Below are 21,228 nucleotides of genomic sequence, written 5' to 3'. Positions count from 1 at the left end.
GTCAACGCCGCAATCACGACTACTGGATGGCATTTACGGTTTGCAAGCCCATCGCAGCGCGACGGTTCGGCATACTAAGATCCCGCAGGCGTTTCCACACAGCCTCGGCCGATTGCCGAAGTCTAGCTTCAACGCGTTCGCGGCCTATGCCAACTGAGAGTGCAAATTCGAGTCAAAGACTTTGACCATGGCCACTGGGCGCCATGGTCAGCGCGCTGGACTTGCTGATCCACCGACGTACTTTCTTCCCGAAGGTCAGTCGCCCTCCGGTTTCAGTCCAGCTTGATGCCGGCCGTCTTGATCAGCGGCTGCCACTTCGCGCGCTCGGCCTTCGCAAAGTCCGCCAGGTTCGCCGGCGTGCCGCCCGCCGGGTCAAAGCCCAGCTCCAGCAGGCGCTGGCGTGTCTCGGGTCGGGTCAGCGCCTTGTTGATCGCCGCGTTCCACAGCGCGATCACCGCGGCCGGCGTGCCGCGCGGCGCGTAGAGCGCATTCCAGGCCACCACCTCGAAGCCCGCCACGCCTTGTTCGGCCACGGTCTTCACACCGGGCACCAGGCCGCTGGGTTTGCCCGACGTTACCGCCAGCGCGCGCACCTTGCCCGCGGCGAGTTGAGCGCGCAAGGCCGTCGGGGTGTCGACGATCACCGGCACCTGCCCGCCCAGCACATCGGTCATGGCGTTGCCCGATCCCTTGTAGGGCACGCTGAACAGCGCCACGCCGCTGCGGTCTTTCAACAACTCCACCACCAGGCGTGCGGTGGTGCTGGGCAGGCCGATGTCGGCCTCGCGCCCACCCTTGCGCGCCAGGGCCAGCAGGTCGTTGACGCTCTTCAGCGTCGAACCGGCGTTCACCGCGAGCACCATCGGGAAGGTGCCCACGAGCGCGATCGGCTCGAAGCTCTTCTCCGGGTCGAAGGCCAGCTGCGCATAGAGGTACTGGTTGAGCACGTGGGTGGCGTTCGTGCCCATGGTCAGCGTGTAGCCGTCGGCCTCGGCCTGGGCGGCCAGGTCGGTGCCGAGGTTGCCCCCGGCGCCGGGCCGGTTGTCGATCACGATGGGCTGCCCCAGGTCTTTCGACAGTTGCTCGGCGAGGTAGCGCGTGGCGATGTCGGTGCCTTGTCCGGCGGCGTACGCCACGATGATGCGCACGGGCTTGTGGGGGTAGGGCTGCGCCTGCGCGGACGGCACCGTCAACAGGGCGCAGGTCAGGCCAAGGATGGCGGAAAGCAGTTTCATGGTTTTTGTCTCCAGGGTTGAATTTATGACGAACAACGGGGGGTGGGCGCGGCACCCGAGCGGCTCAGGTGCAACATCTCTTCGCTGGAGAAGCCCAGACCCTTCAGGATCTCGCTGGTGTCCTGCGCCAGCGCGGGCGGCGCGTTGCCCGGTGTGCCCGGCGTGCCGGACAGGCGCATGGGCGAACGCACGCCGGTGTAGTCGCCGCGCCGCACCAGCATCTCGCGGTGCGTGGCGTGCGGGTGCGCCATGGCCTGGGGCACCGACGACACCACCCCGGCCGGCACGCCGGCCCGCATGAGCGACTCGCAGAGCGGGCCACAGGCCAGGTCGGCGGTGGTCGATTCGATCGCTTGCTTCAACACCGCGCGGTGGGTGAGCCGCCCCGCGTTGGACGTGAAGCGCTCGTCCGCCGCCAGATCGTCGAGCCCGACCAGACCGCAAAAGCGCCGGAACTGACCATCGTTGACGATGCCGAGAAAGAGCTCGCCATCGCGCGCCTTGAATTTTTCGTAGGGGGCGATGTTGGGGTGCGCGCTGCCCAGCAGCGAGGGCGCTTCGCCTGACGAAAACCAGTTCGATGCCTGCGGCAGCAACAGGCTCAAGGCGGTGTCGAAGAGCGCGGCCTCGATGCGCTGGCCCACACCTTCGCGTGTTCGGGCATGCAGGGCCATCAGGATGCCGGACAGGGCCACGTAGCCGGTGAGGTGGTCCACCACCGGAATGCCGATGCGCGTGGCGCCGCTGGCCGGATCGCCGTTCACGCTCATCAGGCCGCACAAGGCCTGCAGCACCGCGTCGTAGCCCGGCAGGCCGCCCAGCGGACCGTCCCGGCCGAAGCCCGTGATGCTGCAGTAGATGAGGCGCGGGTACCGCGCCGCCAGGGTCTGCTCGTAGCCCAGGCCCCAGCGTTCCATGGTGCCGGGCAGGAAGTTCTCCACCAGCACGTCGGCGTCGGACAGCAGGCGGTGCAGCACCTCTTGCGCCTGCGGCTTCGACAGGTCCAGGCTGATGGAGCGCTTGCCGCGGTTGAGCGCGGCGAAGTACGCCGCGCTGCCGGCGCTGTCAAAAGGCGGCCCGAGCCGGCGCGTCTCGTCCCCACTCGGCGGTTCGACCTTCACCACGTCCGCACCCTGGTCCGAGAGGATCTGCGTGCAGAGCGGGCCGGCCAGCACCCGGGTCAGGTCCACGACCTTCAGACCCTGGAGCGCGCCGTTGCCGGAGGACGAGTCCTTCATTTCTTACTTTCCGCGCGAGGGCAGCACCACCACACCGCTGCCGAGCACGGACAGTTCGTCGTCCTGGTTGCGCGCCTCCTGTTCGATCTCGACCATGTGCTGGCCGTCTTCGATGAACTTGCGCTTGACCTTGCCCTTGATGAAGAGCATGTCGCCCTCGGGGTTGTGGCGGCGGATCTTGCAGCTGGCCTTGTGCAGGAAGCCGGCGTCTCCCATCCAGTTGGTCATGTGGTGGGTCAACCAGGAGGTGCGTTCCGGGCCATAGTCGTACGCCCCCGGCGCGCCCACTTCCAGCGCGAAGTCCTCTTCCCAGTGCACGCGCTCGGGCACGTCGGGAATGCCGAAGCGGTTCTTGATGCCGACGCCCGGGTGCGCGTCGATGAGCTTCCAGGCCATCTTGTTGGCCTTGATGTAGAGGCCGCCCCAGCCCTGCGCATAGGCAATGAAGCCGGTCACCGTCATCGGGCCCTTGAACATGGTCGGCAGGTCTTCACCTTCCTTCACGTCTTCCCAGTAGCGCGGCGTGGCGCCCCGAATTTCTTCTTCGCGGTAGAGCTTGTAGGCCTCGGCCAGTTCTTCGTCGCTGTAGCGGCGCGGCGCGCGCGAACGCACGTCCTGGTACTTGGTGCCGACCTCGCGCGCATGGTCGCGCTCGGTGCGGAAGCACCAGCTGTCGGCCTCGGCCACCTTGTCGCCCTGCTGGTTGAAGAAGTCGACGTGGTAGATCTGTTGCACCGCGCGGCCGGCAAAGCGCGTCTGGTGTTCGACCAGGTCCTTCAGGTAGGCCTCGGTGCGGATCTCGTCGTTGCGGCGAACCGGCTTGTGCCAGGTCCAGTCCGCGCCCGACCACATCGCGTGCACGCCCGGCAGGCCGCCCACGTAGCCCGAGACGATGCGGCTGGTGGAGAACAGGAAGCTGGGCAGCGCGACGATGCCGCCGTAGTGCGTCTTCGCGGCGTAGTCGGGGTCGCACCACAGCGGGTTGTCGTCGCCGATGCCGTGCGCGTAGTGGCGGATGTTGTCGCGCGTGGCCTCGAAGCACCAGGGCTCGGCCATCTGGGTGATCTTGACGCCCAGGCGCTGGCGCAGGTCGTCGAGCCCGCTCTCGGTGATCTTCGGAAAACTGCGCTGGGGGATATCGGACATGTCGGACATGGATGTGTCTCCTGTGGGTGAAAAAAGGGTCAATGAAGGGCCGCGACGGCGGTGGCGGCTTCGCGCTCCCGAAGGACCTTGCGATGCACCTTGCCGGCGGGTGTCTTGGGAAGTTCGGTGACGAACGCCACGTGACGCGGGTACTCGTGCTGGCTGAGCTTGTTGCGCACCAGCGTCTGTATTTCTTCAACGAAGGCTTCGCCGGCACCGCGGTGGCTGACCACGAAGGCCTTCACCACCTGGCCGCGCACCTCGTCGGGCACACCGATCGCGGCGGCTTCCAGCACGTCGGGGTGCATGAGCACGACGTTCTCGATCTCGACCGCGCTCATGGTCCAGCCGGCGGAAATGATCACGTCGTCGGCGCGGCCACCGTGGTGGAAGTAGCCGTCTTCGTCGAGGCGGCCCAGGTCCTTGGTGGGAATCCATTCACCGCGGCGCATCACCATCAGCTGCCCGGTCTCACCGACCGCGCACACCTGGCCGTTCGGATCGTGCACTTCGATGCGCGTGCCGGGAACGGCCTTGCCGAGCGAGCCGCGCTTGACGGCGAAGTCCGCCGCGCCGGGGTAGCTGACCAGCACCACGCCGATCTCGGTCGTGCCGTACATGCTGCAGACCTCCAGGCCGAAGGTGCTGGAGATGAATTTCGAGGTGTCGTCGTCGATCGGCTCGCCGGTGAACGACAGCTTCTCGAAGGCGAAGCTGTGCCGATCGGCCTGGCCGCAGTTCTTCATCATGCGGTAGTGGGTCGCGGCGGCCGACATGTTGGTGAAGCGGTGTTCGCTCAAGGCCTGCAGCAGGCGCTCGGGCTTGAAGCGGCCGCTGTAGGCGCCGATGGTCAGGCCCAGCGCGAGCGGCGCCAGCGTGCCGTGCCACAGGCCATGGCCCCAGGCCGGGGACGACGGGCAGAAGAAGCGGTCGCCCGGGCGCAGGCCGGTGCCGTAGAGCGCGGCCACCATCAGCGTGACGAGCGCGCGGTGCGTGTGCTTCACCGCCTCGGGCAGTTCGCGCGTGGTGCCGGAGGTGTACTGGAACACCGCCAGGTCGTCTGCCTTCGAGGTCACTTCGTAGGTGGCCGGGAAAGCCTGGAGGGCGTGCTGGAAATCCGCGTCGACCACCACGGCCTCGGTGCCGTCGATGGACTTCGCCACATCGGCCTTCTGCGCGTTGGTGATCAACAGCCTGGGCTGGCAATCGTTGACGCGCAGGCGGATGCCGTCGGGGCCGAACAGCGTGAACATGGGCACCGCGATGGCACCGCGCTTGATGACGCCGAACATGGCGGTGTAGAAGGCGCGCGACGGGTCCAGCATGATCGCCACGCGGTCGCCGGGCTGCACGCCGCGCTGTTCCAGGTAGTGCGCGAAGCGCGACGAATCCGCCGCCAGATCCGCGAAGCCCAGCACCTCGTCGTCGCCGTCGGCGTGCACCACGATGACCGCGTCCCGCCCCGACGCCGCATGCCGGTCGATGCACTCGTGGGCGATGTTGAAGAACGCCCGGTCCCCTTCAAAAAGATCCCAGAGTCGCTCGGGCGAAAAGTTCGCCTGCGCGTCGGCGTAGCTGGTGAAGTCGGTCAGTTGTTTCATGGGTCTCGCTCGTCGGTTGGGTCTGGGTGCAGTTTCGGAGCAAACCACCATGTTTGTCAATAGGCACATTGATTTGTACATAGACAAACAAAAAATGGACGAAAAAAAACGCCGAAGAGGCGCGCGGTGTGCCGCCGTTCAGCGCGTGGTGGGCAGGACTTTGAGAATGGCCTGTGCCATCAGCACGGGTTGGCCGTCGACGGTCACGGCACCGCGCATGAAGACCAGGCCGCCGGTCTTGTGCGACACACCCGCCCGGGCCTCGGCGAACTCGCCTTCGCGCACCGCGCCGAGAAACTGCGTGTCGAGCTGCAAGGTGACGCAGGGCGCGCGCTCGCAGGCCTCCCAGGCCACCGTGCTGATGGCGTGGTCCAGCAGGGTCACCAGCGCGCCGCCGTGCATGCGCGCGGCGGGGTTGAGGTGCGTGGCGTCGCACAGCAGGCCGTACGCCCAACCACCGTCTTCACGGCGCGTCCACAAGGGCCCGGCCTGTTCGATGAAACCCTTCAGCGTGCGCACGGTCCAGTTCGTGGCCTCAAGGCGAATGCGTGTGTGTTCGTCGGTCATGGCGCGGGTCTCCGAGGGCTGGTTTTGGGGGGTAACGGATGTCTTCGATTATTGTCTTTGTCGAATCAAAATTGCGCATGGACAATTGTTGATGCCCCTTCGACATCGCCCAACCATGGGCCCCGCACGCCCCCATTCGGTTACAACCTTCGGCGTACGCTCGGTACAATTTTTCCCACATCCATGGCACCGCGCAGCAGGCACACTCCAGGGTCTTCAAGGGATCTCCACATGAACCAGAATCCACAGGGAATCGAACACCGCAGCTGCGACGTGCTCGTGATCGGCGCGGGCCCCGCCGGTTCCACCATTTCGCCCTTGCTGGCCCAAAAGGGCCACCATGTCGTGGTGCTGGAGAAGGAGCACCACCCGCGCTTTCACATCGGCGAATCGCTGCTGCCGGCCAACCTGCCCTTGCTGGAACGCCTGGGCGTGGCCGACGAGGTGCGCGCCATCGGGCAATACAAGCCGGGCGCCGAGTTTGTCTCGCCGCACCACGCGCACACGCAGTCTTTCGAGTTCGCCGACGCGTGGGACAAGTCCATGCCGTACGCGTACCAGGTGCGGCGCGCCGAGTTCGACGAAATCCTGGTGCGCAACGCCCAGCGCCAAGGTGCCGAGGTGCACGAAGGCTGCCAGGCGCGCTCGGTGGAATTCCTGCCCGACCGCTCGGTGCGCGTGCAGGCCCGGCACGACGACGGCCGCGAGGTGGTGTGGGACGCGAAGTTTCTCGTCGACGCTTCCGGGCGTGACACATTTCTTGCCTCCCGTTTCAAGATCAAGGAGCGCAACCCCAGCCACAACAGCGCGGCGGTGTACGGCCACTTTGCCAACGCGCGGCGCAACGAGGGCATGGCCGAGGGCAACATCACCATCTTCTGGTTCGACCACGGCTGGTTCTGGTTCATCCCGCTCACGGGCGGCGCCACCAGCGTGGGCATGGTGACCTGGCCGTACCACATGAAAACGCGCCAGGGGCGCAGCGTGCAGCAGTTCCTGATGGACAACATCGCGAGTTGCGCGGGCCTGGCCGAGCGCCTGAAAGACGCGTCCCTGGTGAGCCCGGTGGAAGCCACCGGCAACTTCTCCTATTCCGCGCAGCGCAACCATGGCGAGAACTACCTGATGGTGGGCGACGCCTATACCTTCATCGATCCGGTCTTTTCCTCGGGCGTCTGGCTGGCCATGATCGGCGGCGAGCTCGGCGCGGAAACCATCGACACCTGCTTGCGCAACCCCTCTCAGGCGCGCGCCGCGCTCAAGCGTTTTGACCGCCAGAGCCGCCATGGCCCCAAAGCCTTCTCGTGGTTCATCTACCGCGTGACCAACCCCATCATGCGAGACTTCTTCATGGGGCCGCGCAACATCTTCCGTGTGAAGGAAGCGCTGCTCTCCACGCTGGCGGGTGACGTGTATGGCAACGCGCCGATCGGGCGTTCGATGTTCATCTTCAAGACCCTGTACTTCATCGCCAACATCACCCAGCCGCGGCGCGCGTTCAACGCCTGGCGCAACCGCCGCCGCAACATCCGACCGACCGACGAGGCCGTACAAGCCCATCCCACGTGACTTTGCAATACGAGATCTGGCGCACGGCCGACGGCCGCGCCAACGGAAAAGAACTGGGTGGGGTGCTCGTGGGCACCGCGCCCGGCACCCACGCTGTCGCCTGGCCGCAGCAACACCTGCTGGCGCCCTTGCTGTCGTCCAGCGAGACCTCGCTGCGCGAATGCTGGTCCACCGACGGCGCGCTGCAGCAAGGCAGGGACCACGGTATCCAGTGGTGCCGCAATGAACAGGTGCTTTACGGCGTCATCGAACTGGATGAAACCGAGGACCCGGCACAGCCCGGCGTGCCCCCGCTGCAAGCGACCAGCCGGGTGCTGTACGAACGCCTCTTTTGCCTGCTGCGCGAACAGCAGCTCCCGCACCTCTGGCGCGTCTGGAACTACATCGCGCGCATCAACGAAGACAGCCACGGCCTGGAGCGCTACCGCCAGTTCAACCAGGGCCGTTACGACGCCTTCGTGCAGGCGCGCCAGGAAACCGGCGGCCAGGTGCCGGCGGCGTGCGCGCTCGGCGTGCGCGAAGGCCCGCTCTCGGTGGCCTTCATGGCCGGCGCGTCGCCCGTGGTGACGGTGGAGAACCCGCGCCAGGTGAGCGCCTGGGCCTACCCGCCGCAGTACGGTCCGCGCGCGCCCACGTTCTCGCGCGCCGCGCTGGTGTACCCGCCGGGGCAGGAAGCGCTGTTCATCTCCGGCACGGCCAGCATCGTCGGCCACGAAACCCTGCACAACAACGACGTGGCGGCGCAGTGCCTGGAGACCGTGCGCAACCTGGAAAGCGTGGTGCGGGAAGCCAACCGCCGCGCGCGCTCGGCGCAGCCGTTCTCGCTGCGTGGGCTGAGCCACCGCGTCTATGTGCGCCACGCCGGCGACAGCGACACGGTGCAACGCGCGCTCCAGCCGCTGCTGGGCGATCAGGCCGTGGTGTTCGTGCAGGCCGACGTGTGCCGCGCCGATCTGCTGGTCGAGATCGAGTCACAGGCGGTGCACGCGCTGTGAGTGCCATGAACCACACGCAGCCCCACTCCACCTCGCCGCTGTGGAGCGTGTACGAGCACATCGCCATGGTCGTGGGCCTGAGCTCGCTGGCGCTCGTGTGCCTGAGCTGGACACCCCTGGCGATTGCGCTGCACCCGGTGCTGCCGCACCGCGCTGGGCGCTGGCTCGGCCGCCAGGCCATCATGCGCGGCTTCGGCCTCTACGTTGGCATCTTGCGCACGCTGTGCGCGTGCCGTTTCGACCTCGCCGCCATCGACCAGCTGCGCGACCAGGGGCCGATGGTGATCGCGGCCAACCACCCCTCGCTGCTCGACGCCGTGCTGATCACTTCGCGCCTGCCCAATGCGGTCTGCTTCATGAAGGCCGACATCATGGACAACCCCTTGTTCGGCGCGGGCGCGCGCATGGCGCGGTATGTGCGCAACGACCACCTGCTCAGCGCCGTGCTCAGTTGCCGCCGCGAACTGGAGCAGGGCGCGCAGGTGGTGATCTTCCCCGAGGGCACGCGCACCCTGGGCTACCCCGCGAACCCGCTCAACCCCTTGTCGCGTTCGACCGCGCTGATCGCCACCCGCGCCCGTGTGCCGGTGCAGACCCTGATCGTCGAATTCTCCAGCCCCTACCTGGGCAAGGGTTGGCCGCTGTGGCGCAAGCCCCGTCTGCCCTTGACCTGCCGCATCCGTTTGGGCAAACGCTTCGACGTGCCCCACGATGCGCGCGCCTTCACCGCCGAGCTGGAAGCCTATTTCCGCGCCGAGCTCGCCCCTTCCGCTACACCGACCGCCTCGACCGCCGCCGCCTGACACATGCCCGCATCCAGCACCTCGCACCTGGTCCTCATTCCCAGCTACAACCCAGGCCGCAAGGTGCTGGACACGGTGCGCGCCGCGCGCACGCAATGGACACCGGTGTGGGTCGTGGTGGATGGCAGCACCGACGGTTCGGCCGACTGGCTCAACGAGGAGGCCCGGCGCGACCCGGGCCTGCGCGTGATCGTGTTGCCGCGGAACCAGGGCAAGGGCGCGGCGGTGCTGCACGGCATCACGCTCGCGGCGCAGGCCGGCTTCACGCACGCGCTCGCCATGGACTCCGACGGCCAGCACCCCGAGACGCTGATCCCCACCTTCATGGCCGCCTCGTTGGCCGCGCCCGACGCCATGGTGCTGGGCAAGCCGGTGTTCGGGGCGGAGGCACCCTGGGTGCGGGTGATGGGACGCAAGCTCTCCAACGGCTGGGCGAACCTGGAAACGCTGAGCTTCGGCATCGGCGATTCGCTCTACGGTTTTCGCGTCTACCCGATCGCGCCGCTGGTGCGCGTGATGCAGAGCACCAGCTTCATGCGCCGCTTCGACTTCGATCCCGAAGCCGTGGTGCGCCTGTGCTGGGCGGGCGTGCGCCCGATCAACATCGACGCGCCGGTGCGCTACTTCACGCCGCAGGAAGGCGGTGTCTCGCATTTCAAATACGTGCGCGACAACCTGCTGCTGAGCGGCATGCACACGCGCTTGTTCACGGGTTTCGTCATGCGACTGCCGCTGCTGTTGTGGCGTCGACTTCAAGGGAGCGACAACAAGACATGAACACGACCGAAATCTTCCTGATCGCCATGGCGATCATCTTCACCGTGCCCTGGCTCATCTGGCGCCTGGGGCGCACCGACTATTGGGCGCCGCTGGTGGTGGTGCAGATCATCACCGGCATCCTGCTCGGGCCGGGCGTGCTCGGCAAGGCCTACCCCGAGTTCCACCAGTTCGTCTTCAACCCCGCGGTGATCCAGTCGCTCAACGGCATTGCGTGGTGGGCCGTGATGCTGTTCGTGATGATCGCGGGCACCGAGCTCGATCTGAAGCAGGCGTGGAAGCACCGGCGCGAGAGCGGCATCACGGCGGGGCTCGCGCTGGGCGCGCCCCTGCTGTTGGGCAGCGCCGCGGCGCTGTTCATGCTCGACATGCCGGGCTGGATCGGCGAGGCCGCACGGCCGTGGCAATTCGTCGCGGGCGTGGGCATGGCCTGTGCCGTCACCGCGTTGCCGATCCTGATCCTGCTGATGGAAAAGCTGGAGGTGCTGCGCCACCCGCTGGGCCAGCGCATCCTGCGCTACGCCAGCCTGGACGACATCGCCATCTGGGGCGTGCTCGCGTTGATCCTGATGGACTGGACGCGCGTGGGCCGACAGGGCGCTTTCCTGGTGGCCTTCGTGGTCCTGAGCTGGGCCTTCCGCCACCTGATGCGCCGCCTGCCCGCCAACGACCGCTGGGCCGTCAGCCTGATCTGGCTCGCGGTCTGCGCCTTCGGTGCCGACTGGGCCGGCCTGCACTACATGGTGGGCGCGTTCCTCGCGGGCGTGGTCATGGACGCCGATTGGTTCGATCAGAAGAAGCTCGACCAGCTGCGCCACAACGTGCTGCTGGTGATCATGCCGGTGTACTTCATCTCCACCGGCCTGCGCACGAATTGGGACGTGGGCGGCATGGCCGTGTTCGGCATCGCGGCGGTGCTGCTGGTGGCGTCGATCGGCGGCAAGCTGCTGGGCGTGCACGTGGCGGGCCGGGTGCTGAAGTGGGGCCCGGGCGAAGCTTCCATCATCGGTTGGTTGTTGCAGACCAAGGCGCTGATCATGATCATCTTCGTCAACGTCCTGCTCGACAAACACCTGATCACCAACGACACCTTCACCGCGCTGCTGCTGATGGCGGTGGCCAGCACGATGCTGACGGTACCGATCGTGGAGCCGAAGTTGCGGCGGGCCGGGCACAGGATGTCTGCCGTGGAGGCGAAGGACGCGGGCGTGCTCGCGAAGCCGGCTTAGCGCCGTGTGCGGCCGCCTGGTCGGCGGCTCAGAACTGCAGGAAGCTCACCCCCGCGCCCACACTGGTCTGGCGGAAGTTGTAGTCCGACAGCGTCTCGCCATAACCGCTGAACAGCTGCACATACCAGCGCAGCCCGTTGGGTTGATCGCGCGACACCGGGTAGGTCCATGCGAGCTGGCTGCTCCCTGTGTTGCCGCCGCGCAGGCTGGTGCGGTGGTGCAGCGAAACGGTCTGCAGTCCGCTCGCCCAACCGAGGTTGAATTCCGCGCGGCCCCGGTAGTCCACGAGATCGGGGTTGTTGTTGTTCTCGGGGCGCTCGCTCAGGCGGTGGTTGATCCTTGTGCTGAAGGTCCAGTTGCCGCGCTCGAAGCCGGCGCCGACGTAGGTGCGGTTCCAGCTGCGCGACAGAGGATCGGACTGTCCGTTGGACTGGTGCGCCACGCCCAACTGGGTGTAGCGCCATTGCCAACCGAAGGGCAACGCGCGAAACCGTTGCGCCGTCGGCACCACATAGACCAGCTCGGGCTGGTAGTCGGTGTTGCGAAACGGGCGCGAGTCGGCGTGGGTGTAGACCTGCCACATCGCCTGCACCGTGAAGGCCGCCCACAGGTCGCCGCCGGGCAGGCCGACGTTTTGCAGCACCTTGGTGCGCAGCGAAAGCTGGAACTTCGCTTCCTCGCGCCGGTTGTCCGGCTGCGCCACAGCCGCCTGCGTCGGCGACTGCGGGGCGCGGTTGATCCGCGAAGTGACATGCAGTGGCAGCACGTAGCTCGGCTGGTAGCCCACGAAGTTGAACACGCCGCGCTTGTCGGCGGGGTCGAGTTCCCAGAACTTCGAGGTCAGGCTGCTGGAGGAAGCCGATGCCGATGCGAACGTGCTGTCCGGCGGCAGATGGCCTCCGGATTGCGTGAGCTGCGAAGGCGGGGACGTGGCCGTCGTGGCGCCTTCACCCGCGAACGGCTGCTGTGCCACAGGGGTTGCAGGCGCCGGTGCGCGCCCGGTCAGCGCGTCGTAACAGTTCAGGCGGTCCGTCGCGGCGCCAATGGCGGCGCATTGTTCCAGCGTGGAGGTCGCGGCCGGTTGCGCCAGCACAGGGGTGGCCGCGGCGAGGGCGCACAGCAGCAGCGTCGCGTTGCACGGGACCGACACGCGTCGGGGGTTCACAGGGTGATGCATCGAATGACCTTACCACCGTGTCAGCGGCCACCTGCCACAAGGTGTTACGTCGCTCGGCCTTCGATGCGCGTGGTGGCCCGAGCGATCAGGCCGTGCACGGCTTTTTCGGCGCCAGCGGCGTCGTGCCGCTCGATCGCGACGAGCAGCTTCTGATGCAGTTTCAAGGCCGCACTGTCGGGCGCGCCGGTGGCGCTGCTGGAGGCCTGGAAGCTGGTCTTCCAGACCGCTGACAGCGCCGTTTCCAGTTGCTGGATGAACACGTTGCCGCACGCCCGCACCACCGCGCCGTGGAAGCGCAGGTCGGCCTCGATGTAGTCGGTGCGCCGGCCCGCCCCCGCCATGGCGTTGTAGGCGCTGTGCAATTCGGCCACATCCGCTTCGCTGGCGCGCGCGGCGGCCAGCCGGGCCGCCAGCGGCTCGATGGCCAGGCGCAACTCCAGCAAGTCGGCGAGCAGACTGGTGTCGAAGTCGGCCTCGCCGTGCCAACTGAGCACCGCTGGGTCGAACAGGTGCCATTGCGCACGCGGCAGCACGTGCGTGCCCGTGCGCGGACGGATCGACACCATGCCCTTGGCCGCCAGGCTCTTCATGGCCTCGCGCACGACCATGCGGCTCGCGCCATAGGCCTCGGCCAACTGGGGCTCGGTCGGCATCTGCGCGCCTTCCGGATAGGCGCCGCTCACGATGTCGCGCCCAACGGCATCGACCAGTTGATGATGGAAATTTCGAAGACGCGGAGGAGCCATGCCGCCGAGCATAACCACGCGTGCCGGGTACGCCCGCTGGACTTCCGTCATTTAATCATCGTATGATTGGATGAATGCCACGCGGTAGACGACAACACACCTGGAGACAAACCATGCGCAGAAGCTGGATCACATTGGCCCTTTCCCTTGCCGCCACGTTGGGCCTCACGCCCGCCGGCGCGCAGGACTTTCCCAACAAGCCCATCCGCATGATCGTGCCGGTGCCCCCGGGCGGCACGGGCGACATGGTGTCGCGGCTGTTTGCGAATGCCGCGGCGAAAGACCTCGGCCAGTCCATCGTGGTGGACAACCGCCCGGGTGCCACGGGCAACATCGGCACCGTGGCGGCGGTGAAAGCGCCGGCCGATGGCTACACCATCTTTCTCTGCAGCATCGGCAACTGCGCGGTGAACGCCAGCCTGTACGCCAACCCCGGCTACGACCTGTTCAAGGACGTGGCGCCGGTCGCCTTGCTCGGCTACTCCATCAACGTGCTCACGGTCGGCCCACAGACCGGTATCAGCACCTTGCCCGACCTGCTGGCCAAGGCGCGCGCCGGCCAGTTGAGCTATGCGTCCTCCGGTGTCGGCGCGTCCAACCACCTGGGCGGCGAGATGCTCAAGAAGGTCTCGGGCGTTCCGCTGCTGCACGTGCCTTACAAGGGCTCGGGCCCGGCCATCACCGACTTGCTCGGCGGGCAGGTGCAGGTGTTCTTCGACAACGAGCCCTCCATCCTGCCCTTCATCAAGAGCAACCGCGTGAAGGCGCTGGCCGTCACCGGCAAGACCCGCTCGGCCAACCTGCCCGAGGTGCCCACCATGGAAGAGCTGGGCTACAAGGGTTTCATCATCGAGCCCTGGTACGCCATCGGCGCGCCGGCCGGCACGCCATCCGCCGTGGTCGAGCGCCTCAATGCCGCGTTCAACCGCGCGCTGCAAGACCCGACCGTGCGCAAGACGCTGCAGGAAGCGGGCATCAGTGCCGGCGGCGGCAGTGCCGCGTCCTTCGGCCAGCACATGCGCCAGGAGCACGACAAGTGGGCCGATCTCATCCGCGCCCAGAAGATCACCGCCGAGTGAGCCGACCTCTTTCTTTCATCGCATCGAAGACCCCATGAAGATCACCGCGATCCAGACCTTCCGCCTGCCTCACCAGCCCAACCTCGTGTGGGTCGAGGTCGAAACCGACGCCGGCCTCATCGGCCTGGGTGAAACCTTCCGCGGGGCGGCGGCGGTCGAAACCTATCTGCACACCATGGCCGCGCCACTGGTGCTGGGCCGGAACCCGCTGGACATCGAGCGCCTGCACAAGACGCTGTTTCGCGGTTACCTCGGCTTCAATGGCAGCGGTGTGGAAACGCGCGCCGCATCGGCACTCGACATCGCGCTGTGGGACATCTTCGGCAAGGTTACCGACCAGCCGATCTACCAGTTGCTGGGCGGCGCCTGCCACGAACGCATGCGGGTCTACAACACCTGCGCGGGCGTGGACTACAACAGCAAGAGCCTCCAGCGCCGCCTGATCGAGCCCGGCCAATCGCAGGTGCGCGGCCGCTACGACGACCAGATCGCCTTCATCGAGAACCCGGCCGAACTCGCGCAGAGCCTGCTGGACGAAGGCTTCGGCGCCATGAAGATCTGGCCCTTCGACGGCGCCGCCGCGCAGACCGATGGCCAGTACGTGAGCGGCGCCTCGATGCGCCAGGGGCTCGAAGTGTTCGAGAAGATCCGGCTGGCCGTGGGCGACCGCATCGAGATCATGTGCGAGCTGCACTCCATGTGGAACCTCACCTCGGCGCTGGCGATCGCGCGCGAGCTGCGGCAGTACCGGCCGTTCTGGGCCGAAGACCCGATCAAGATGGACAGCCCCGGCGCGCTGGCCGACTACCGCCGGCTCTCGGGCATTCCGGTGTGCGGCAGCGAGACGCTGGCGGCGCAAGGCGCGTTCCGCGACCTGTTGGCCGCCGACGCGGTGGACATCGTGATGCCCGACCTGTCGTGGTGCGGCGGCATCACCGAGGCGCGCAAGATCGCGACCCTGGCCGATGCGTACCAGAAGCCCATCGCGCCGCACGACTGCACCGGGCCCGTGGTCCTCTGGGCATCGCTGCACCTGGCGCTGGCCTCGCCCAACGCCATCTTCCAGGAAGTCGTGCGCGCCTTCATGGCCACCTTCTACCGCGACCTGGTGACCGAGCTGCCGGTGCTGGACCGGGGCTTTCTGGCGCGGCCCACCGAGCCGGGCCTGGGCACCGCACTCAGCCCCGCCGTGCGCAACGATCCGACCGCGATCGTTCGCCGCACCGAGCACGTTTAAGCCCTTTACTTCTCCATCGACTCAGGAACATTTCATGCCGACTTTTGACCGCGCCGCGGTGCGCTCCGCACTCGATGGCATCTCGGGCATTCTCGTCACGCCCTTCGACGCGCAGAACCGCATTGCCCCCGACCTGCAAAAACCCATCGTGGACCGCGCCATCCAGGCGGGGGTGCACGTGCTGGTGGCCAACGGCAACACCAGCGAGTACTACGCGCTGCGCGCCAGCGAAGCCGAGGCCATGGTGGCGGCAAGCGCCGAACACATTGCAGGGCGCGTGCCGCTGCTGGGCGGTGTGGGGCGCGGCATCGAAGAAGCCTGCGACCTGGCCGCGGCCTCGTACCGCGCGGGCGCCGACGCGCTCATGGTGCACCAGCCGCCCGACCCGTTCGTGTCCCCGCGCGGCGTGGTGGCCTATGTGCAACGCGTGGCCGAGGCCGGCAACGGCCTGCCCGTGGTGCTGTATTTGCGCAACGAGAACATTGGCCTGGCGGCCATCGAAGCGCTGTGCGCCATCCCCGAAGTGGTGGGCGTGAAGTGGGCGTCGCCCACGCCGCTGCTGCTGTCCGAAGCCATCCGCCGCACGCGAGACCGCGGGCTGGCCTGGGTGAACGGCCTGGCGGAGAACTGGGCGCCTGCGTTGTACGCGGCCGGCGCGCGTGGGTTCACGTCGGGACTGATCAATGTGCTGCCCGAGCGCTCGATGGAAATCCACGCCGCGCTGGACAAGGGTGACTACGCGGGTGCACAAGTGCTGATCGAATCGGTCCTGCCGTTCGAGACCCTGCGCGCGCAGGAGAACAACGGCACCAACGTCACCGTCGTCAAGGCGGCGCTGGCGTTCATGGGGCTGGACTGCGGTGCAACCCGGCCGCCCTCGGCCTGGCCGTTGACGCCGGAGGCGTCGTCGACATTGAAAGAACTGGTGCGCGGCTGGGGTGCTTCCGTGTAACCGGTCTTCGGGTCAGCGCGCCTCTGCACTCCCTCCCCCGCTGGGGGAAGGAGCAACCCCGCGATTTCAAACCCTCAAGCCATCGCCCCATTGATCGAGATCACCTGTCCGCTCACGTAAGCGGCTTTGTCCGATGCCAGAAACGCCACCAGTTCCGCCACTTCGTTGGCGCGGCCCGCGCGCTGCATCGGCACCAGGCGCTTGATCGCCTCGGCATCGAACGCGCCCGCGCTCATGTCGGTTTCGATGATGCCGGGCGCCACCGCGTTCACGGTGACGCCGCGTGTGGCCAGCTCCAGCGCGAGCGACTTGCTCGCCGCGTGCAGCGCGCCCTTGGCGGCCGCGTAGTTCACCTGGCCCCGGTTGCCCATAACGCCGGCGATGGAGGTGATGGTGACGATGCGGCCCCAGCGCGTGCGGATCATCGGCATGGTGAGCGGCTGCGTCACGTTGTAGAAGCCGTTGAGCGACACGTCCAGCACGCGGTCCCACTGCTCGCCGCTCATGCCGGGGAATACCGCGTCGTCATGGATGCCGGCGTTGTTCACCAGGATCTGCACCGCGCCGGCTTCGACGATCGTGGCCAGCGCGGTGGCGCAGGCGTCGCGGTCGGTCACGTCAAAGGCCACGGCTTCGGCGCTGCCGCCGCTGTCGCGAATGGCTTGCGCGGTGGCTTCGGCTTTGTCCAGCGCGCGGTGCGCGTGCACGATGACGTGGTGGCCATCGGCGGCCAGGCGCTGGCAGATCGCCGCGCCGATGCCGCCGCTGCCGCCGGTGACGAGGGCTCGTTTCATCGCAGTTCCTTCCTTGTTCAGAGTGCTTGCGCGTCCAGCACAACGGAAGCACGGCCTTCGAGCAGGCAGCGGTCGCCGTGGTGGACGGTGAAGCGGTAGAGCACGTTGTTCGCATCGCCCGAGAGGCGCTCGGCGCGCACGCCCAGCGGGCCATCGAGATCATCGAGGCGGTCGGCGTGCAGGGTGACGCTGCGCACGCTGGTGAGGTAACCCTGGCGCGGCGCGGTGTTCGCGTCGGCCACCAGCGCGCCGTGCACCGCCATGGCCTGCGCCGCGTACTCAATGCCGTTGGCGGCACCCAGGCGCCCTGCCGCGCGCAGCGGGTTCTTCGGGTCGGCGTGGCTGGTGGCGCGGCACACGATGTGGTCGGCAGACCAGTCGTCCACCGCGTCGAGCAGGCACATGTCGCCCTGGTGGGGAATGCGCGCGGCGATCCAGGCCTTGTCCATCAGGTCAACACGTCCAGCCGCACCGCGAGTTGCAGGCCGGGCAGGTAGTCCAGGCAGACTTCGCCGCTGTGGCCTTGCGCGAGTTGTTCGAGCAGGGGCAGGGCGCGCAGGGCCGGGATGGACGCGCGCAGCGGTTCGAGCGTGGCGTGGTTCCAGGTTGGCGCGGGCGCCTCGGTGGTCCACGCGGTGATGCGCGCCAGTGCGTGTTCGGACGCTTGCGGTTCCAGGCGCAGCGCCACGCCGGCGCAGTCGGGCACGGGGCGCTTGGCGAACAGCGGTTCGGGGTACTCGCTGTCGTAGGCCATCAGCAGCGTGGCCTGCTGGTCGAGCGCGACCTGCGCCAGCGTGTCGAGCAGGCCCGCGCCGAAGCTGCCATCAAAAGCGCAGAGCACCTGGCAGGGCGCCATCGACTTCGTGGCAATGCCCCAGTAGCCCGCGGGCGCGTTGTGCACCGAGTTGTGAAAGCGCGTGGGCGAGACGTGGCGGTCGTCGGTGGCCAGTTGCTCGCACAGCGCGTGGCAGTTGTGGCCGTCGGAGCCGGAAGCGCTGAACACGGTGGCCAGGGTCGACACATCGGCACCCGCCGCGGCTTCCAGGCCAATCCCGAGCGCGAGCTTGATGACGCGGCTGGCGCGGCGGCGCTCGGCCGGCGGCAGGATCGCCGGGGCCGGCAGCACCGAGGGCGCGGACACCCAGGGCTGCTCGCCGCGCAGCACGGCGCGTGCGCTGGGCCAGTCGGGCAGGCCGGGGGCAATGAAGCCCACACCGGTGATCCAGGCGGTCAAGGGGGCGGGAGCGTTCACTGGACTACCTTCGCCCTGCGGGCTGCGGTGCGAGCTTGCTTGGGAACGGCCCGGTGCGGCGCTCATGCGCGCACCCCCAGCACCAGGCTGCAATTGCTGCCACCGAAGCCAAACGAGTTGGTGAGCGCGTGGCGCAAGGGTGCCGGCGCGCCTTGCAACGGGACGTTGATCGGGATGGCCGGATCGAGTGTGCGTGTGCCGGGGCTGCCGGGCACGAAGCCATCGACCAGCGCGATCGCGCACAGCACCGCTTCCACCGCGCCGGCCGCGCCCAGGGTGTGGCCGGTCGCGCCTTTGGTGGACGAGCAGGGCACGCGCGGGCCGAACAGCGCGGCCACGGCCTTGCCTTCGGCGCTGTCGTTGGCCGGCGTGGCCGTGCCGTGCAGGTTGATGTAGTCGATCGCGCCCGCGTCCAGCGAGGCGCTGCGCAGCGCGGCCTGCATCGCCCGTTGCGCGCCCAGGCCTTCGGGGTGCGGTGCGGACATGTGGTACGCGTCGCTCGACTCGCCGGTGCCCAGCAACCACACGGCGCCCGGTTCGGCCGCGTCGCCGCGCTCCAGCAAGGCATAGGCCGCGCCTTCGCCAATCGAGATGCCGTCGCGGTCCACATCGCAGGGGCGGCAGGGCTCGCGCGAGGTGAGTTCCAGCGAGGCGAAACCGTACAGCGTGGTCAGGCACAGCGAGTCGACACCCCCGACCAGCGCCGCGTCGATTGTGCCCAGCTCCAGTTGCCGCGCGGCGGCGGCGAACACCTTGGCGCTGGACGAACACGCGGTGGAAATGGTGACGGCCATGCCGGTGATGCCGAGGTGTTCGCGCAGCAGCTCGCTCACCGAATACGGGTTGTGCGTGGCCGCGTAATCGAACGCGGCGGGCAGCGCGCCGGTGACCGGGTCGCGCTCGCGGTACGCGAGTTCGGTCTGCAGGATGCCGGAGGTGCTGGTGCCCATGAAGACACCCACGCGCCCCGCGCCGTGGCGTGCGATGGCGGCGCGCACCCGGTCTTCAAAACCGTCGGCGTGCAGCCCGAGCAGGGCCAGGCGGTTGTTGCGGCATTCGTAGCGCGCCAGCGCGGCGGGCAGGGGGTGGTCGTCCACACCGGGCACCTCGCCCACCCAGGTCGGCAGGTCCACCGTTTCGAACGTGCAGGGCTGCAGGCCGCTGCGGTTGTCGTGCAAGGCCGCGCGGTGGGCGGCCAGGCCCACACCCAGGCAGGTGGTGGCGGTGGTGGCGGTTAATGACAAAGGCTTCAAAGTGGGGCTCGGAAAACGCGACCGCGCATTGTCTCAGACCGGTCGCGGCCGTTCAGTGCGGTACCCGGCAGACGAGCATCACGTTGGCAAAGGGCTTGCGACCGCTCATGGGCTCGGTTTCCACGACGAAACCCAGGCGCTGCAGTTCGGCCGCCCAGTCCTGCAGACTGCGGCAGTACAGGCGCGGCAGGCGGTGGCCGCGCGAGTAGGTGACGAGGCGGTCCACGCCGTTGCAGATGCGGTGTGGGAGGCCCGCGCTGGCGTCGCCGATGCGCGTGAGGAACACGCCACCGGGCGGCAGCGCCTGGCGGATGCGGGAGAGCACCTCGCGCTGCTGCTCGTGGCTGAAGTAGTGCAGCGCGTCCAGGATCACGATCGCGTCGGGTCGGCCGAAATCGACCGCGTTCATGTCGCCCCGTTCCACGCGCACCACCGGGTGCTGCGGTCCGAAGGCGAGGGCGGCACGCTCCACATCTTTCTGCATCAGTTCCACGCCGCGCAGTTGCTGCGGCACCGGTGGCGGTGCCCAGCCTTCAGGCCATGGGCCCCGTTCGTACACGCGGCGCGCCGCGAGCAGCCAGGCGAACAGGCTGCCCTGGCCGCAACCGAGGTCCAGGTAACGGCCGCCTTCGGGCAGCAGACCCCGGCGCAACATCTCGTGAAAGATGGTGTCGTAGCCGAGCTTGCCGCGCGCGTAGTGGTACGCGAAGGGGCCGCTCGGGCGGAAGGTCTGGCTGGCTTCGTCGACCAGCGTTCGGACAAATGGACGGCTCATGTGGGCAGGGTGGGTGTCAGCGTGACGGGATGGAGTTGGCGTTCGGCGATCGTCTGCAGCAGGCGCGGCAGCACGGCAAGGATCACGGGCTCACCGGCCGGGGTGCGGGCGCCATGGCCGTCGTGCATCAACACGATGTCGCCCGCGCCCAGGTGTTGGGCCAGGCGCTGGTACACGCGCTCGGGGTCGCCGGTGCGGGTGTCGTAGGCGCGGCGCGTCCAGGTGGCCAGTTGCAGGCCCAGGCCGTGCAGCACCGGATCGAGAAACGGGTTGCGCAGGCCGGCGGTGGCGCGGAAGAAACGCGGGGCCTGGCCGGTGATGTCGGACAGCGTGGCCTGCGCGCGCGCGATGTCGCGCCGCATCGCGCCCGGGCCGAACAGCGAGAACGCATTGCTGTGGGCATAGCCGTGGTTCTCCACGCGGTGGCCGCGTTGCACGATCTCGCGGCACAGGACCGGGTGCTGCTCGGCAATGCGGCCGATGCAGAAGAAACTGGCTTTCACGTTTGCGGCGTCGAGCAGGTCGAGCACGCGCGGGGTCGCTTCTGGGTCGGGGCCGTCGTCGATGGTGAGCGCGATCTCGCGCCGCTGTGCCGCGTCGGGCGGCAGGCGTGTGAGGTTGGGCCCGAGCAGGTGCGAACTCGGCCACAGGCCCGCACCTGCGAGCAGTGCGTGGTTGGCCACCAGCGCGCCCACCGCCCACGGCCATGCAGCGGGCACCGCGAGCGTGCCGAGCACGGCCGTGGTGTGCACCACGGCCGATGCGTGCAGCAGGGGAGCGGGTTTCCAGCGCGTGTTCACCAT

At 68.0% G+C, this 21,228-nt stretch carries 21 protein-coding genes; 8 read left to right on the top strand and 13 right to left on the bottom strand.

All coding sequences use genetic code 11. The features are described 5' to 3' along the window. Positions 1-272: 272 nt before the first annotated feature. The 5 genes from FFS09_RS20140 to FFS09_RS20120 form a co-directional block, all read right to left on the bottom strand. Entirely contained in the window at positions 273-1,235 is a 963-nt protein-coding gene (locus tag FFS09_RS20140) for a Bug family tripartite tricarboxylate transporter substrate binding protein (protein ID WP_137920687.1), read from the bottom strand. 23 nt (positions 1,236-1,258) lie between these two features. Then, on the bottom strand, positions 1,259-2,473 hold the full coding sequence (locus FFS09_RS20135) for a CaiB/BaiF CoA transferase family protein (protein ID WP_137920686.1): 1,215 nt from the start codon (positions 2,471-2,473) through the stop codon (positions 1,259-1,261). A 3-nt stretch (positions 2,474-2,476) separates the two neighbouring features. After that, positions 2,477-3,619 carry an FAS1-like dehydratase domain-containing protein gene (locus FFS09_RS20130; RefSeq protein ID WP_137920694.1) on the bottom strand — a complete coding sequence of 381 codons (1,143 nt, stop codon included), beginning with the start codon at positions 3,617-3,619 and terminating at the stop codon, positions 2,477-2,479. A gap of 38 nt (positions 3,620-3,657) precedes the next feature. Next, positions 3,658-5,220, bottom strand: a complete 1,563-nt coding sequence (locus FFS09_RS20125; protein ID WP_137920685.1) for an acetate--CoA ligase — start codon at positions 5,218-5,220, stop codon at positions 3,658-3,660. A gap of 138 nt (positions 5,221-5,358) precedes the next feature. Next, entirely contained in the window at positions 5,359-5,787 is a 429-nt protein-coding gene (locus FFS09_RS20120) for a PaaI family thioesterase (RefSeq protein WP_137920684.1), read from the bottom strand. A gap of 231 nt (positions 5,788-6,018) precedes the next feature. On the opposite strand from FFS09_RS20120, the gene FFS09_RS20115 reads away from it, so the two are divergent. From FFS09_RS20115 to FFS09_RS20095, 5 genes are read left to right on the top strand one after another with little or no spacing between them, the layout of a single operon-like run. Then, positions 6,019-7,356 (top strand): NAD(P)/FAD-dependent oxidoreductase, encoded by a 1,338-nt coding sequence (locus FFS09_RS20115; protein WP_137920683.1) that lies wholly within the window; start codon positions 6,019-6,021, stop codon positions 7,354-7,356. Then, on the top strand, positions 7,353-8,351 hold the full coding sequence (locus tag FFS09_RS20110; RefSeq protein ID WP_137920682.1) for a chorismate transformation FkbO/Hyg5 family protein: 999 nt from the start codon (positions 7,353-7,355) through the stop codon (positions 8,349-8,351). Before FFS09_RS20115 ends, FFS09_RS20110 begins: the two co-directional genes overlap by 4 nt. Before the next feature lie 5 nt (positions 8,352-8,356). Then, entirely contained in the window at positions 8,357-9,154 is a 798-nt protein-coding gene (locus tag FFS09_RS20105) for a lysophospholipid acyltransferase family protein (protein WP_137920681.1), read from the top strand. A 3-nt stretch (positions 9,155-9,157) separates the two neighbouring features. Continuing rightward, positions 9,158-9,931 carry a glycosyltransferase family 2 protein gene (locus tag FFS09_RS20100; RefSeq protein ID WP_137920680.1) on the top strand — a complete coding sequence of 258 codons (774 nt, stop codon included), beginning with the start codon at positions 9,158-9,160 and terminating at the stop codon, positions 9,929-9,931. Next, the gene (locus tag FFS09_RS20095; protein ID WP_137920679.1) at positions 9,928-11,160 is read left to right on the top strand and encodes a cation:proton antiporter; all 1,233 of its coding nucleotides are present in this window, start codon (positions 9,928-9,930) and stop codon (positions 11,158-11,160) included. The genes FFS09_RS20100 and FFS09_RS20095 overlap by 4 nt, the downstream gene beginning before the upstream one ends. Before the next feature lie 28 nt (positions 11,161-11,188). Here FFS09_RS20095 and FFS09_RS20090 read toward each other — a convergent pair whose 3' ends face one another. Both FFS09_RS20090 and FFS09_RS20085 read right to left on the bottom strand, forming a co-directional pair. After that, positions 11,189-12,325: a phospholipase A gene (locus FFS09_RS20090; protein WP_252374445.1), complete on the bottom strand. Its 1,137-nt coding sequence runs from the start codon at positions 12,323-12,325 to the stop codon at positions 11,189-11,191. A gap of 56 nt (positions 12,326-12,381) precedes the next feature. Further along, positions 12,382-13,134 carry a FadR/GntR family transcriptional regulator gene (locus FFS09_RS20085; protein WP_252374444.1) on the bottom strand — a complete coding sequence of 251 codons (753 nt, stop codon included), beginning with the start codon at positions 13,132-13,134 and terminating at the stop codon, positions 12,382-12,384. Between the two features lie 62 nt (positions 13,135-13,196). Between FFS09_RS20085 and FFS09_RS20080 the strand changes: the two genes are divergently transcribed. Genes FFS09_RS20080 through FFS09_RS20070 form a run of 3 tightly spaced genes read left to right on the top strand, consistent with a single transcriptional unit; the run spans position 13,197 to position 16,351 of the window. After that, positions 13,197-14,162 (top strand): Bug family tripartite tricarboxylate transporter substrate binding protein, encoded by a 966-nt coding sequence (locus FFS09_RS20080; protein ID WP_137920677.1) that lies wholly within the window; start codon positions 13,197-13,199, stop codon positions 14,160-14,162. 34 nt (positions 14,163-14,196) lie between these two features. Next, entirely contained in the window at positions 14,197-15,399 is a 1,203-nt protein-coding gene (locus FFS09_RS20075; RefSeq protein WP_137920676.1) for a mandelate racemase/muconate lactonizing enzyme family protein, read from the top strand. 34 nt (positions 15,400-15,433) lie between these two features. Then, positions 15,434-16,351: a dihydrodipicolinate synthase family protein gene (locus tag FFS09_RS20070; protein WP_137920675.1), complete on the top strand. Its 918-nt coding sequence runs from the start codon at positions 15,434-15,436 to the stop codon at positions 16,349-16,351. Positions 16,352-16,425: 74 nt separating this feature from the next. On the opposite strand, the gene fabG is transcribed toward FFS09_RS20070, so the two are convergent. The 6 genes from fabG to FFS09_RS20040 all read right to left on the bottom strand — a co-directional run bounded on the left by fabG (position 16,426) and on the right by FFS09_RS20040 (position 21,228). Further along, positions 16,426-17,145, bottom strand: a complete 720-nt coding sequence (gene fabG / locus FFS09_RS20065; RefSeq protein WP_137920674.1) for a 3-oxoacyl-ACP reductase FabG — start codon at positions 17,143-17,145, stop codon at positions 16,426-16,428. A gap of 17 nt (positions 17,146-17,162) precedes the next feature. Beyond that, entirely contained in the window at positions 17,163-17,594 is a 432-nt protein-coding gene (locus FFS09_RS20060) for a hotdog family protein (RefSeq protein WP_137920673.1), read from the bottom strand. After that, the gene (locus FFS09_RS20055; RefSeq protein ID WP_252374443.1) at positions 17,594-18,397 is read right to left on the bottom strand and encodes a beta-ketoacyl synthase chain length factor; all 804 of its coding nucleotides are present in this window, start codon (positions 18,395-18,397) and stop codon (positions 17,594-17,596) included. The genes FFS09_RS20060 and FFS09_RS20055 overlap by 1 nt, the downstream gene beginning before the upstream one ends. A 62-nt stretch (positions 18,398-18,459) precedes the next feature. After that, positions 18,460-19,650: a beta-ketoacyl-[acyl-carrier-protein] synthase family protein gene (locus FFS09_RS20050; RefSeq protein ID WP_137920671.1), complete on the bottom strand. Its 1,191-nt coding sequence runs from the start codon at positions 19,648-19,650 to the stop codon at positions 18,460-18,462. Positions 19,651-19,702: 52 nt separating this feature from the next. Beyond that, entirely contained in the window at positions 19,703-20,425 is a 723-nt protein-coding gene (locus FFS09_RS20045) for a class I SAM-dependent methyltransferase (RefSeq protein WP_137920670.1), read from the bottom strand. After that, positions 20,422-21,228: a polysaccharide deacetylase family protein gene (locus FFS09_RS20040; RefSeq protein ID WP_137920669.1), complete on the bottom strand. Its 807-nt coding sequence runs from the start codon at positions 21,226-21,228 to the stop codon at positions 20,422-20,424. The genes FFS09_RS20045 and FFS09_RS20040 overlap by 4 nt, the downstream gene beginning before the upstream one ends.

Origin of the sequence: Hydrogenophaga sp. 2FB, assembly GCF_005503365.1 — a bacterium.
In the GTDB taxonomy this organism is placed as follows: Bacteria; Pseudomonadota; Gammaproteobacteria; order Burkholderiales; family Burkholderiaceae_C; genus Hydrogenophaga.
Note: the sequence above shows the minus strand (reverse complement) of the source record. Positions and strands in the feature narration are given on the sequence as shown.

Bases quoted from the DNA above. Each gene is read 5' to 3' on its own strand.
- FFS09_RS20115 (WP_137920683.1), top strand. From the start codon at position 6,019: ATGAACCAGAATCCACAGGGAATCGAACACCGCAGCTGCGACGTGCTC.
- FFS09_RS20080 (WP_137920677.1), top strand. From the start codon at position 13,197: ATGCGCAGAAGCTGGATCACATTGGCCCTTTCCCTTGCCGCCACGTTG.
- FFS09_RS20085 (WP_252374444.1), bottom strand. From the start codon at position 13,134: ATGACGGAAGTCCAGCGGGCGTACCCGGCACGCGTGGTTATGCTCGGC.
- FFS09_RS20045 (WP_137920670.1), bottom strand. From the start codon at position 20,425: ATGAGCCGTCCATTTGTCCGAACGCTGGTCGACGAAGCCAGCCAGACC.
- FFS09_RS20120 (WP_137920684.1), bottom strand. From the start codon at position 5,787: ATGACCGACGAACACACACGCATTCGCCTTGAGGCCACGAACTGGACC.
- FFS09_RS20075 (WP_137920676.1), top strand. From the start codon at position 14,197: ATGAAGATCACCGCGATCCAGACCTTCCGCCTGCCTCACCAGCCCAAC.
- FFS09_RS20125 (WP_137920685.1), bottom strand. From the start codon at position 5,220: ATGAAACAACTGACCGACTTCACCAGCTACGCCGACGCGCAGGCGAAC.
- FFS09_RS20100 (WP_137920680.1), top strand. From the start codon at position 9,158: ATGCCCGCATCCAGCACCTCGCACCTGGTCCTCATTCCCAGCTACAAC.
- FFS09_RS20040 (WP_137920669.1), bottom strand. From the start codon at position 21,228: ATGGTGAACACGCGCTGGAAACCCGCTCCCCTGCTGCACGCATCGGCC.
- fabG (WP_137920674.1), bottom strand. From the start codon at position 17,145: ATGAAACGAGCCCTCGTCACCGGCGGCAGCGGCGGCATCGGCGCGGCG.
- FFS09_RS20140 (WP_137920687.1), bottom strand. From the start codon at position 1,235: ATGAAACTGCTTTCCGCCATCCTTGGCCTGACCTGCGCCCTGTTGACG.
- FFS09_RS20095 (WP_137920679.1), top strand. From the start codon at position 9,928: ATGAACACGACCGAAATCTTCCTGATCGCCATGGCGATCATCTTCACC.
- FFS09_RS20060 (WP_137920673.1), bottom strand. From the start codon at position 17,594: ATGGACAAGGCCTGGATCGCCGCGCGCATTCCCCACCAGGGCGACATG.
- FFS09_RS20070 (WP_137920675.1), top strand. From the start codon at position 15,434: ATGCCGACTTTTGACCGCGCCGCGGTGCGCTCCGCACTCGATGGCATC.
- FFS09_RS20105 (WP_137920681.1), top strand. From the start codon at position 8,357: ATGAACCACACGCAGCCCCACTCCACCTCGCCGCTGTGGAGCGTGTAC.
- FFS09_RS20130 (WP_137920694.1), bottom strand. From the start codon at position 3,619: ATGTCCGATATCCCCCAGCGCAGTTTTCCGAAGATCACCGAGAGCGGG.
- FFS09_RS20135 (WP_137920686.1), bottom strand. From the start codon at position 2,473: ATGAAGGACTCGTCCTCCGGCAACGGCGCGCTCCAGGGTCTGAAGGTC.